The sequence below is a fragment of the Microbacterium gorillae genome, assembly GCF_050990725.1.
Lineage (GTDB): Bacteria > Actinomycetota > Actinomycetes > Actinomycetales > Microbacteriaceae > Microbacterium > Microbacterium gorillae_A.
Genome location: NZ_CP158844.1, coordinates 3254665 through 3267487, shown reverse-complemented (window position 1 = coordinate 3267487; position 12823 = coordinate 3254665). Strand labels below are relative to the sequence as shown.

At 69.0% G+C, this 12823-nt stretch carries 7 protein-coding genes; 3 read left to right on the top strand and 4 right to left on the bottom strand.

The features are described from left to right. The first annotated feature begins 9 nt into the window (after positions 1 to 9). The 3 genes from ABTV68_RS15080 to ABTV68_RS15070 are packed head-to-tail and all read left to right on the top strand — an operon-like array spanning position 10 to position 8311. On the top strand, positions 10 to 5049 hold the full coding sequence (locus tag ABTV68_RS15080; RefSeq protein WP_433674524.1) for a family 78 glycoside hydrolase catalytic domain: 5040 nt from the start codon (positions 10 to 12) through the stop codon (positions 5047 to 5049). Between the two features lie 56 nt (positions 5050 to 5105). Further along, the gene (locus tag ABTV68_RS15075) at positions 5106 to 7412 is read left to right on the top strand and encodes a family 78 glycoside hydrolase catalytic domain (protein ID WP_433674523.1); all 2307 of its coding nucleotides are present in this window, start codon (positions 5106 to 5108) and stop codon (positions 7410 to 7412) included. A 50-nt stretch (positions 7413 to 7462) separates the two neighbouring features. Next, on the top strand, positions 7463 to 8311 hold the full coding sequence (locus ABTV68_RS15070) for an alpha/beta hydrolase fold domain-containing protein (protein WP_433674522.1): 849 nt from the start codon (positions 7463 to 7465) through the stop codon (positions 8309 to 8311). On the opposite strand, the gene ABTV68_RS15065 is transcribed toward ABTV68_RS15070, so the two are convergent. The 4 genes from ABTV68_RS15065 to ABTV68_RS15050 form a co-directional block, all read right to left on the bottom strand. Further along, entirely contained in the window at positions 8300 to 9217 is a 918-nt protein-coding gene (locus tag ABTV68_RS15065) for an aminoglycoside phosphotransferase family protein (RefSeq protein WP_433674521.1), read from the bottom strand. The genes ABTV68_RS15070 and ABTV68_RS15065 overlap by 12 nt on opposite strands. Positions 9218 to 9237: 20 nt before the next feature. Next, entirely contained in the window at positions 9238 to 9714 is a 477-nt protein-coding gene (locus tag ABTV68_RS15060; protein ID WP_433674520.1) for a SixA phosphatase family protein, read from the bottom strand. Positions 9715 to 9926: 212 nt separating this feature from the next. Beyond that, positions 9927 to 10799 (bottom strand): arginase family protein, encoded by an 873-nt coding sequence (locus ABTV68_RS15055; protein WP_433674519.1) that lies wholly within the window; start codon positions 10797 to 10799, stop codon positions 9927 to 9929. A 107-nt stretch (positions 10800 to 10906) separates the two neighbouring features. Continuing rightward, the gene (locus ABTV68_RS15050; protein ID WP_433674518.1) at positions 10907 to 12814 is read right to left on the bottom strand and encodes a glycogen debranching N-terminal domain-containing protein; all 1908 of its coding nucleotides are present in this window, start codon (positions 12812 to 12814) and stop codon (positions 10907 to 10909) included. Positions 12815 to 12823 lie beyond the last annotated feature (9 nt).

Genomic DNA, 12823 nt, shown 5'->3' with positions numbered 1-12823 from the left:
CCCTTCCAGATGTCTGTTCACGTCACTCCTGTCCGATTCGAACACCACCGTCACGCCTTCGGGATCGGAGAGTCCCGCCCGCGGCTCTCGTGGACCACTACCGCCCCCGATCAGTGGGTGCAGAGCGCCTACGAGGTGGAGCAGCGCGGTGGCGACGTTATCCGTGTCGCCTCCGCTGAGTCCGTGCTGGTGGCGTGGCCCTTTGCCGACCTCACCTCACGCGAGCGTCGGGAGGTGCGCGTTCGAGTCGTCGACGACGGGGGAGAGGCGAGCGAGTGGAGCGAGTGGTCGGTCGTAGAGGCCGGCCTGCTTGACGCGAGCGACTGGTCGGCGCAGTTCATCGGACCCGGAGACGACGCGATCCCTTCCCCGCGGGTGCGTACCGAGTTCATTTCTCAGCACGGTGACATCGTGCGTGCGCGCCTCTACGCCACCGGGCACGGACTGTTCCAGGTGGAGATCAACGGTGAGCGCGTCGGCGACGACGAGCTCGCACCGGGCTGGACGGCGTACGAGTCACGCCTGCGGTACACCACGTACGACGTGACACCGCTCCTGGTGCCGGGACAGAACGTCATCGGAGCGTGGCTCGGTGATGGCTGGTGGCGCGGCTATCTGGGCTGGGGCGACAAGAAGGCGCTGTATGGCTCGCAGCTGAGCCTGCTGGCGCAGTTGGAGATCGAATACGCCGACGGCACCGTGCAGACGGTGGCGACGGGGCCCGAGTGGTCGGCGGGGCAGGGGCCGATCACCGCGGCCGACATCTACAACGGCGAGACTTTCGATGCACGGCTGCACGATCCGTCGTGGTCCTGCCCCGGGGCCGACACTGCAGACTGGATGCCTGTCGCCGTTCGAGAGCGCGGGGACGCCGAGCTCGTGGCTCCCGATGGACCCCCGGTGCGCGTGGTCGAGACCCGTGCGGTGCAGCAGGTGCTCACCTCGCCGTCGGGCGCGACCATCCTCGACTTCGGCCAGAACCTGGTGGGTCGCCTGCGGCTGAGGGTCTCCGGCGAGGCGGGAACCACGATCACGCTGCGCCACGCCGAGGTGCTGGAGCACGGCGAGCTGGCCACGGAACCGCTGCGTGCCGCGAAGGCGACGGATGTCTACGTGCTCGGCGGTGGCGAGACCGAGACCTGGGCGCCGCGCTTCACCTTCCACGGCTTCCGCTATGCGGAGATCACCGGGTGGCCGGGACCCTTCGATCCGGAGTCTGTCGTCGCCGAGGTGCTGCACTCCGACCTGGAGCGCACCGGATGGTTCGATACCGACGACGAGCTGGTGGCGCGACTGCACGAGAACGTGGTGTGGGGCATGCGCGGCAACTTCGTCGACATCCCCACCGACTGCCCGCAGCGCGACGAGCGATTGGGGTGGACGGGTGATCTGCAGGTGTTCGCTCCCACCGCGAGCTACCTGTACGGCTCGGCGGGATTCCTGAGCTCCTGGCTGAAGGATCTGGCCGCCGAGCAGCGACACTACGGCGGAACCCCGATGGTGGTCCCCGCGATCGTCACCGGGTACACCGGGCCCACAGCGGGCTGGGCGGACGCCGCCACGGTCGTCCCGTGGGTGCTCTACCAGGCCTACGGTGACCTGGGCGTGTTGGACCAGCAGTTCGACAGCATGCGCTCCTGGGTGGACGAGGTCACGGCCGCGGCGGGCAGCGACCGCATCTGGAGCGCGGGGTTCCAGTTCGGCGACTGGCTGGATCCCACCGCACCGGCGAATCGTCCCGAGCAGGCGCAGACCTATCCCGAGATCGTCGCGACGGCCTACTTCGCCCGCTCGGCGCGGATCGTCGCCGACGCGGCGGCGCTGCTCGGACGCGACGAAGACGCCACGACGTACGGGGCTCTCGCGGACAAGGTGCGGACGGCGTTCCAGCGCGAGTACGTGTCGCGCTCCGGTCGGCTGCTGTCCGACTCGGCGACCGCGTACGCGCTCGCCCTGGCCTTCGACCTGCTGGACGACGCCGCCGAGCGCCGGCACGCCGCCGATCGGCTGGCGGAGATCGTCGCCGCGAACGGGTATCGGATCGCCACCGGGTTCATCGGCACCCCCCTCATCACCGACGCGCTCAGCGCGAACGGACACGTCGATGTCGCCTATCGCCTGCTCATGCAGACGGAGGCACCGTCGTGGCTCTACGCGGTGACGCACGGCGCGACGACCATCTGGGAGCGCTGGGACTCGCTCCTCCCGGACGGGACGGTGAATCCCAGCGGGATGACGTCGTTCAACCACTACGCGTTCGGAGCGGTCGCCGACTGGATGCATCGTGTGGTGGCCGGTCTCGCTTCCGCCGCGCCGGGATACCGTGCTCTCCGCATCGCCCCGCAGCCCCCGCGGCGCGGGCTGACGCGGGCCTCTGCCACGCTGCGAACCCCCTACGGCATCGCCGCCGCGGGGTGGGTCCTGCACGACGGGCTCGTCACCGTGCGCGCGACGGTGCCGATCGGCACCACCGCGGAGATCGTGCTGCCCTCCGGCGCGGTCGTCGAGGTCGGACCCGGCGAGCACGAGTACGCGGAGCCGTTCGAGGTGGATGCAGTTGTCGCCCGCGTCTTCACCGTGGACTCGCGGATGGCCGACATCGTCGACGACCAGGCTGCGCTTGCGATTCTCACCGGGGTGATCGGCAAATGGGTGCCGGGTGCCGCAGAACACATGTCCGGCGGTCTGCGAGGGCAGGAGGACACCACCCCGCGGCAGATCACGGGCATGCTTCCCGACCCTGCTGCCGTGCTCGCCGACCTGGAGCGCGGGTTCGCCGCGCTGTCGGCGGGCACGGAGATCCCCGCCGACATCTTCGTGGCACCCCAGGATGACCTTGATCCGCGCTTCGTGGAGCGCGTCGCCCTGCTATCCGGTCGGGATTTCTGGTCTACGCGCGAGACGGATGAGGTGGCGTCCATGGTGATGGTGGACGGTCCGCACGGGGTGCGTCGCCAGAAGGACACCGCCGACCACCTCGGGATCTACGAATCTGTCCCGGCGACGTGCTTCCCGACGGGTGCCGCCCTGGGCTCCAGTTGGGATTCCGAGCTGATTCGAGAGGTCGGTGTGGCGCTCGGAACCGAAGCACGTGCCCTCGGGGTGAACATGCTGCTCGGCCCCGCGATCAACATCAAGCGCTCACCGCTCGGTGGTCGTAACTTCGAGTATCTCGCCGAGGACCCGCACCTGGCCGGTGTGCTGGCCACCGAGTATGTGCACGGCGTGCAGTCGACGGGCGTCGGCACGTCAGTGAAGCACTTCGCGGTGAACAGCCAGGAGACCGACCGGATGCGGGTGAGCGCTGAGGTCGACGAACGCGCGCTGCGGGAGATCTACCTGCCCGCATTCGAGCGCGTGATCACGCAGGCGTCGCCCACGAGCGTGATGAGCGCCTACAACGCCATCAACGGTGTCTTCGCTTCGGAGAACACGTGGTTGCTCACCGAACTCCTGCGTGGCGAGTGGGGCTTCGACGGTGCGGTCGTCTCCGACTGGGGCGCGATTAAGGACCGCGTGGTGGCGCTCGCGGCCGGTCTGGACCTGGAGATGCCCGGGACGGGCGACGAAGGCACCGCGGCGATCCTGGCCGCCGTGCGAGACGGGCGTCTGGAACCGGCAGTCGTGGAACGCGCGATCTCTCGCGTGACAGCGCTCGTGCAGCGCACGAGCCTTCCGGAACAGGTTCCGGACCTGGACGCCGACCAGCATCACGCTCTCGCGCGTCGAGCGGCCGCGGGCTCTGTCGTGCTGCTGCGCAACGAGAACGATGCGCTGCCGCTGCGTGCGGGCGAGCGCGTCGCTGTGCTTGGCGCGCTCGCCGTCGAGCCCCAGTTCCAGGGCGGCGGCAGCTCGCACGTCAACCCCACGCGCGTCGACATCCCGTTGGACGAGCTTCGTCGGCTGCTGGGTGCGAACGCCGTGTCCTATGCGCCCGGCTATGGCGACGCCGCGCGTGTCGAGCAGCTGAGAGAGGAGGCCGTGGCCGCCGCGGAGGCCGCTGACGTCGCGGTGATCTTCGTCGGACTGTCCGAGACAGAGCAGTCGGAGGGGTTCGATCGGACCGATCTCGACCTTCCTGCCGATCAGGCCGCGCTCATCGAGACCGTCGCGTCGCGCTCGGCTCGAACCGTGGTGGTCCTCTCCAACGGCGGCGTCGTCACGCTGGAGCCCTGGCACGACAGCGTGGATGCGATCGTGGAGGGCTGGGCGCTCGGCCAGGCCGGCGGCGGCGCGATCGCGGACATCCTGACCGGTGCGGTGAATCCGTCCGGACGTCTGGCGGAGTCGATCCCGTTCCGGCTGGAGGACACCCCGTCCTTCCTCACCTTCCCCGGGGAGAACGAGACGGTGCGCTACGGCGAGGGCATCTTCGTCGGCTACCGCTACTACACGACCACACGGACGGCCGTGCGCTACCCGTTCGGACACGGCCTCAGTTACACGCGATTCGCATACGACCCCGTGCGGGTGGAGGTGACCGGTGCCGCGAGCGTGACGGTGCGGGTCACCGTGCGCAACATCGGGGCAGTCGCGGGTGCGGAGGTGGTGCAGCTGTATGTCGCTCCCGCGCCGTCTGCGGTCCGTCGGCCGGTACGCGAGCTCGCAGCCTTCCGCAAGGTGTATCTCGAGCCGGGGGCGGAGGCGATCGTCGAGGTGGAACTCGACAGCCGTTCCTTCGCTTTCTGGGACACGCCGAAGTCGCGCTGGTGGGTGCAGCCGGGTACATACCGGATCGAGCTTGCATGTTCGTCCGCCGAGGTCATCGACAGTGCTGAGGCACTTCTGGATGGAGACGTGGAGCGCCCTGGTCCGCTCGGGCTCGATTCCACGGTGGCGGAGTGGTTCGGGCACCCGACCGTGGGGCCCGCGCTCACCGCGGCCATGATGGCCGCAGCCCCACCAGAGCAGCAGCAGGCGGCGGAGGAGAACTCCCACATGCTGCGGATGGTGGAGTCGATGCCGATGGGACAGTTCGCGCGCTTCCCCGGTGTTGACATCCCCGATGAGGCACTGCAGCAGCTCATCGCGCTGAGCCTGCAGCACTGATTCCCGTGCGGGCGGAAGCCTGTGCTTTCGCCCGCACCCCGTTCCGGAGAGATCTCATGACGACAACAGCAGCCCGCGCGCTGGATCGAGCCCACTGGATTCAGGCGCACGAACCGCAGCCGTTCCGCTGGGGCGAGCGGCCCGGCTATGAATTCCGAACCACCTTCGAGGTGACCTCCGCTCCCGCGGACGCTGTGCTCACGGCGACCGCGCACGGTATCTATGAGGCGTACCTCAACGATCGGCGCGTCGGTGACCAGGAACTGACCCCCGGTGCCACCAGCTATCACAAGACGCTCTTCGTCCAGCGCTACGAGGTCACCGATCTGCTTCGCGTCGGCGTGAACGAGCTTCGATTCGTCGTGACGGACGGCTGGTTCCGCGGCCGGTGCGGTCCCAGCCGGGTCGGCGACAACTACGGTGAGCACACCGCCCTGATTGCCGCTCTCGTGACCGATGAGCAGGAGCACGTCGTCGTGACGGACGACACCTGGGAGGTCCGGATCGGCGAGATCGTGGCGGCGGATCTGATGGACGGCCAGACGGTCGATCTCCGACGACGCGACAGGGCGGAGTGGGCACGTGCCGTGCTGGCGGGTGATCCACTTACCGCCGACAGGACACGCCTGGAACACTCGCCGTCCCCGCCGGTCCGGAGAGTGCGGGAGTATGCGCCCGTCCGAATCACGCGGCTGCCCGGCGGACGGCAGATCGTCGACTTCGGACAGAACCTCAACGGCTGGGTGCGGTTGCACCGGCTCGGACCGGCAGGCAACACGATGACGCTGATCCACGGCGAAGCGCTGGACAGTGACGGAGACCTCACGCTGGATCATCTCGCGTTCGTGTCGTATCCCGATCCCACACCGCTGCCCACCGGCCAGATCGACCGCGTGATCTCCCGCGGGGTGGACAGCGACGTCTTCGAGCCCCGGCACACCACGCACGGCTTCCGCTACGTCGCGGTGGACGGGCTGGACGACGATCTCGCCCCCGATGACATCGTCGCGATTCTCGTGCGCAGTGATCTGCGGCGCACGGGGTCGTTCTCATCGTCCGATGAGCGCGTGAACCGCCTGCATGAGATCGCCGTGGCCAGCTGGGACGCGAACACCTGCGACATCCCCACCGACTGTCCGCAGCGGGAGCGGTGGGGCTACACCGGTGATTTCCAGATCTTCGCCCGTGCCGCAGCGTTCCTCGATGACATCGAGGGGTTCGCGCGGAAGTGGCTGGGCTCGCTGGCCGACGATCAGCGAGACGACGGCTGTGTGACCAACGTGGCACCCAACAACGGGGTTGTGATCAACCCCGCGATTCCGTTCTCGTTCGACGGGTCGGCGGGCTGGGGCGATGCCGCCACCATCGTGCCCTGGCAGGTGTACCTGAACTCGGGCGACCCTGCCGTTCTGGCCGAGGTTTTCCCGATGATGTCGCGATGGGTCGACTATGCCGCCGGCGTCGCAGCGACGGCACGACACAGCACCCGCGTAGACAGTCGCCCCGATCCTGCCCCGCACGAGCGCTACCTCTGGGACTCTGGCTTCCACTGGGGGGAGTGGCTGGAACCGGACACCGTGTTCGATCCCCTCGCCGACCCCGGCATCATCGCCACGGCGTATCTCTTCCGCTCCGCGTCGATCACCAGTCGCGCCGCGGGCGTGCTCGGTGACCGCGAGGCAGAGAGCACCTACGCGGCGCTGGCGGGGAAGGTTCGGGATGCCTGGCAGAGCGAGTTCATCGACTCGACCGGGCGTCTCACGGTCGAGTCGCAGGCGAACTATGTGCGCGCGCTGGCTTTCGATCTCATGCCGGAGCATCTCCGGGACATCGCCGTCGCTCGCCTCGTGGAGCTCATTCGGGACCGCGACACGCATCTGTCCACCGGCTTCCTCAGCACGGCACTGCTCCTGCCGGTGCTTGCCCGGCACGGCGAGACGGACCTCGCGTATGAGCTGCTGCTGCGCGACGGGGCTCCGGGATGGATGACGATGCTGGATCGGGGCGCCACGACGGTGTGGGAGTCCTGGAACGGCGTGGATGAGCACGGTGTGCCACACGGTTCCCTCAATCACTACTCGATCGGCGGGGTGATCACGTTTCTGCATGAACATGTCGCTGGGATTCAGGTGGTGGATCCTGGGTACCGCACGTTCGTGGTCGCTCCGCGTCCCGGCGGCGGGCTGAGCTCGGCGCGCGCCGAGTTGGTGACGCGCCACGGGCGCATCGTGTCGGCGTGGGAGATCGTGGCGGGTGTCTTCACGCTGTCCGTGACCGTTCCCCCGGGCACCACCGCCACCGTGGTGCTTCCCGGCGGTACAGAGCAGACGGTGCTCGCGGGAGAGCACGAGTTCCGCGAATGAGCGTGCGACCGTCACTACGCAGCAGGATTCTGCGGCGCATCGTGTCCGCGATGAAGAACACGGAGCCGATCGAAGCGACGGTCGAGGCAGCCGCTCGAGCCGAAGTCGACGGTCGTCCCGCGCCGGAACCGCCGCGCTCCGCGATGCGCGGCGTCGTCGGGGAGGTGCGAGATCTCGCCGGTACGAACGTGCACGTGCTGCGGCCGCGGGCACGGGCGCCACGATTTGCGGTGCTCTTTCTGCACGGCGGGGGCTACATCGAGGATTCCCACGCCGGTGTCTGGCAGCTTGTGACGCGGTTCGTGCGCAGGCTCGACGCCGAGGTGTGGGTTCCCGCCTATCGCCTCGCGCCGCGGCAGACCGCGTCAGCGACCGTGCCGCGGATGCGCGATGTGTACGAGGCGGTGCTCGCGCAGTGGCCGGCCGACCGGGTCGCCGCAGTAGGCGATTCCGCTGGTGGTGGGCTCGCGCTCGCGGTGGTGCAGGAAGCTCGTGCTGCCGGTGTGAAGGTGCCCGCCCTCCTCGGCCTGTTCGCGCCGTGGGTCGATCTGCGAATGGAGCGGCCGGAGGAGCGCGATACCCGAGCCGATCCGATGCTCGACTACGGCTGGCTGTCTGCTGCGGCTCATGCGTACGCCGGGGAGGCGCCGCTGAGCGACCCGCGCGTGAGCCCGATTCTGGGCGACCTCGGCCAGCTTCCACCCACGTGGGTGATCACCGGTACGGACGATGTGCTCGTGCACCAGAGCAGGGCGCTTGTGGCGGCGATGGCGGAGGCCGGATCGCCCGTCACATACCTCGAGGACGCACACATGATGCACGTGCATGTGATGCTGCCGATCCCGGAAGGTCGCGCCGCGCTCGCCCGCTTTGAATCGGTGCTCGCTTCACTGGCGTGACGTGTTGAGGGCGTCGTCGACGACAATGGCGGCCGCGCTGATCGCGGGGTGACCGTCCTCGATGTCCCACAGCGCGTTCTGGAGGAGGCGTGCCGCAGTCCACGCGGCCGCACGGGCACGGTCCAGGCCCAGCATTTCGGTGAGGACGTCGAAGCGTCGTCGCACGATCCGACCCGCGTCGGTGACCGTCTCATCGGCGCTCCACCCGCTGTCGAGAGCGGGCCACAGATCGAACCCGGGGTCGCCGACCAGGGGTTCCGGATCGATCGCCAACCAAGGTTCACGATCCGCGGCGAGCACATTGCCGTAATGCAGATCCCAGTGCAGCAGACGGTCGCCGGGTTCGGCGCGGACCTCGGCGATCACCTGCAGCCAGCGATCCACGCGGAAACGATCGTCCTGTGTCAGCAGCCGCAGGGCCCCGGGTGCGTTCGCCATCATCTCGTCGAAAACCGCTGCCAGCTGCGGGAGCCCGGTGGGCGCGGGTGCGCTGTGGAGGCGCGAGAGGAGGGAGGCGACGACCCGAGTTGCTTCGTCATCGGACACGGCCTGCAGGCTGCGGTCTGCGTGGAGTCGCTCCAGGAGCATCGCACCACGATCCGCGTCGCTCGCCAGAAGCTGCACGATCCCGCGACCATCCCACCGGGCAAGGCCGAGGATGGCGGCGGTCGTCTCGGCACGCGGCGGCTGGAGCTTCAGCGCGGCCGGTGAGCCGTCGGCGCGACGCACCGGCACGACGATCCCGGCCTCACCCGATCGCACGACACCTTCCGGGCGGATTTCCCACATCTCAAGGAAGTGGCGGGCCGTCGCCGAGAGATCGGTCGCCCAGGCATGGGTCTGTTCGGCGTCAAACGCACGGAGGACCTCCGCAGGGATGACGAAGGACTCGGGGGATTCACTCACGTGCTGACGGTATGGATCGGTCAGGATTCGTCGCGGGGAATGTCGTAGTGCACGACGTCAGGGTCGCGGTCTGCGGCTTCGGTCCAGGCCGCGCCGTGCCATTCGAACACCGCCACCGCGCAGGTCGGCATTAGCGGTGCCTCCTCCGACAGTTGTCGAGCGAGGATGCTGATGCCCGGATCATGTGCGACGACCACCACGTCGGAGGCACCGGAGTTCGCCGCCGCAGACCACAGCGTGCTGGACGATGCGCCATACAGCTCCTCTCGCAGGTCCAGCGGGGCGTCGAGAGCGGCGGCGAACTCGGCGGCCGTCGTCCGAGCCCTGACCGCTGTGCTCGCGAGGATCAGCTCCGGTCGCCATGCGCGTGCGGCGACGAGCGCCGCCATGCGCGGTGCATCACGACGTCCGCGCGGATTCAGGGGCCGGTCGTGATCGCTGAGCGAAGGATCATCCCACTCGGACTTCGCGTGTCGGATCAGAGCGAGAGTGACCATGGCGTCTCCGTTTCGTCGTGCACACCTGGCTCCATTGTGGGCCCACTCGCAACCGAGGGCGAGAAGATCACAGCCTGCGGCGATGATCTGCATCGCGACGAGCACCCCCGGCCGTTCTGCGGGTGTGCAACACCACTCCGGCGTACGGTGGTGGATCGTCGCTTCCGTGCCCCGAAACTGCGGCTGCGGAACGAGATCGCGATGAAAACGGACTACCGCAGGGCGACCCCGGCCAGCATCTCGAGGACGCAGAGAGCGGCCAGGCGCACGGTTCGGCCATCGGGAGCGTCCGCGGTCGCGTCGACCTCGGTGATGTCGGCGGACACCACCGTCGGATGCGCGGATAGACCCCGCACCAGCGCACGCAGCTCCCAGGCGGCGAGTCCGCCGGGCATGCTCGCGGGGCACCCGGGGGCGACGGATCGATCGCACACATCCACATCGACATCGAGGTGGGTGCGCGCGGAACCGACGATGTCGCGAGCCTCGGCGATCACGTCGTCGACGCCCCGCCGACGCACCTCGTCAACTCCGATCACGGTGATCCCGTAGTCGCGGGCGCGCTGGGCGTAGGCGACGGAGTTCGCGAAATCGGCGATGCCGATCTGCACGATCTGCGTGCCGACCAGTCCGGCCTCGACCAGTCGCTGCACGGGAGAGCCGTTGGAGACGCCGTCACGGAGATCGTGATGGGCGTCCAGCGTGATCAACGCCTCCGCGCCGGACCCCTGCGCGGTGGCGTAGGTGACGGAGTTATCGCCGCCCAGGGCGACGAGGAGATCGGTGCGCGCCGCGAGCTCGGCGACGCGCGCCCGAGTACGTGCCTCGCCCTCGCTGGAATCCGGATCGGTGATGTCGCCGGCGTCCGAGACGAGCAGTGAGCCGAGATCGGCGAGCACGTCGGTGACCAGGGCGGGGGAGTAGCGCTGCAGAGCCTCTCGGATCGCGGCCGGCGTGGTGTGCGCCCCTGTCGGCGAAAGGGACGTGAGATGCGCGGGAACACCCAGCAGCGTGAGCGCCGAGTGGTGCGATTCCAGAGGCCACGAACCGGCGCGCGGCCAGAGCGGATCATGCGAGAGAGCCATAGCGCCACGGTAGTGGCGGGGTCCCGCGGGGGCGACGCCAACCGTGGGTCTCGTGTCTGGGGTATCAGACGCGAGACCCACGGTGTCAAACCGCTGACGAGGTGCGGTCAGGGCGCGGCGGCGTACGCCTCGGCGCAGACGATGGCGGCGGCGGCGGACCAGGCCTGGGGTCGGCAGGACGCGGGATACGGCGTCGGGAACGGGACGGCGTCGTGGCTGTCGCCGGAGTGCAACTCCGGCATCCGATACGCGAAGCCCTCGGCCGCATCGACCAGCTGCCCGGCGACCTCACGCGCCTCGGCGAGGAGGCCGCTGCGGAGCATGCCGTGCACCGCCACCGCGGTATCGTGCGCCCACACGCTGCCGCCGTGGTAGCTGAGCGGCCAGAAGCCCGCGGCCCCGAGCGACAGGGTGCGGATGCCGAAACCGCTCGACATCGACGCGCCGAGCAGCAGGTCCGCGCACGCACGCTCCTCATTCGCATCGAGGATCCCGGTGCCGATGAGGTGACCGATGTTGCTGGTGAGCGAGTCCACCGCAGCACCGTGCGCGTCGAGCGCGATGGCGGGGTATCGCCCCTCCGGCGTCGTGACCCAGAACGCATCGCGGAAGCGATCGCGGAGCACCGCGGCCCACTCGCGCAGCTCATCGCCACCGCCTTCGCCGAGGTCATCCAGCAACTGCGCACCGCGCACGGCCGCCTCGTAGGCGTAGGCCTGCACCTCGCACAGGGCGATGGGCCCCTCGGCGAGGCGCCCGTCGCGCCACTGGATCGAGTCTCCCGAGTCCTTCCAGCCCTGATTGGCCAATCCGTGGCCGGTCTCGTCGACGTAGTCCAGGAACCCCGACCCGGTCCCCGAACCGAAGTCCGTGATCCACGTCAGAGCCGCACGGAGGGCAGGAACCAGCTCGCGGACCTCGGCCTCCGGCATGCCGGCATCGCGCGCGTCCGCCAGCAGACACACCCACAGCGGGGTCGCATCGACGGTGCCGTAGTACAGCGGCGGCAGGTGCACCCCCTCGTTCGGCAGGCTGAGGGGCGCGCTGCGCAGCTCATGCAGAATCTTCCCGGGCTGCTCCGCTGTGGCGGGATCCGTCTTCGTCCCCTGCAACCGCGCAAGCACGCGAAGGGTCGAAGCGGCGATCCCCGGATCGGTCGCCAGCGCCAGCCGTGCCGCCCAGAGCGAGTCGCGACCGAACAGTGTGAAGAACCAGGGCGCTCCCGCGGCATAGAACGCGTCTTCGGGATGATCCGGCAGCACGAGACGCAGCGCGGCCAGGTCCCGCGTCGCCTGTTCGACCCATCGCGCCAGCCGCGGGTCGTCGGTCGACGGGACCGCGATCTCTGAGTTCGCGGCCGCCGCTACGACCAGCGTGTCGTCGGTGAGCGTGGCGCTCCACCCGATCTCCACCACGGAACGCGGATCCAGTTCGATGTCCCAGCGCAGCACGATCGTGTCGGCCACCGTGGCTGCGGCCCCCGCCGCCTCCACCACGAACGAACGGTGCCCGTCCGAGGAGCGCACCTCGATACGACCCGGGGTTCCATCGGAGGCGGCGATCGCCTCCGCGTGCCACGGCTCGGTAGCGGCGAGACCTGCCTTCACATCCTGCATCGGTGCGAACTCCGGTGCCACCTCCACCGTGACGGCGACGCTCAGCGGCACATCCCGATGCGAGTGCAGCCCAAGATGCTCGGTCATCACGCCGGCGCTGAGCGCCCGGTGCCGGATCAGACGCACCTTCGGGTCGGCGCCGTCATCATCGAGCCCACGCAGCACGCTGCCGAACTCGACCGTGGCGGCATCGATGATCGAGCGCGAGATGGTTTCGATGCTCGAATCGGCTACGCGGATCCGCACCGAGCGGATGTGGCGGATGTCGCCGTGGTAGATGCCGTCGATCGCGGCGTCACCGATGTCTCCATCGCGTCCCGACCACGCCTGAGTGGGCGCGTGCAGGGCGATGATGGCGTCATCGAGCAGGGGCTGACGGGGTACTGCGGGGGAAGTCATGCGTGCCTC

Coding starts and splice junctions, on each gene's coding strand:
- ABTV68_RS15080 (WP_433674524.1), top strand. CDS start 10: ATGTCTGTTCACGTCACTCCTGTCCGATTCGAACACCACCGTCACGCC.
- ABTV68_RS15075 (WP_433674523.1), top strand. CDS start 5,106: ATGACGACAACAGCAGCCCGCGCGCTGGATCGAGCCCACTGGATTCAG.
- ABTV68_RS15070 (WP_433674522.1), top strand. CDS start 7,463: ATGAAGAACACGGAGCCGATCGAAGCGACGGTCGAGGCAGCCGCTCGA.
- ABTV68_RS15060 (WP_433674520.1), bottom strand. CDS start 9,714: ATGGTCACTCTCGCTCTGATCCGACACGCGAAGTCCGAGTGGGATGAT.
- ABTV68_RS15055 (WP_433674519.1), bottom strand. CDS start 10,799: ATGGCTCTCTCGCATGATCCGCTCTGGCCGCGCGCCGGTTCGTGGCCT.
- ABTV68_RS15050 (WP_433674518.1), bottom strand. CDS start 12,814: ATGACTTCCCCCGCAGTACCCCGTCAGCCCCTGCTCGATGACGCCATC.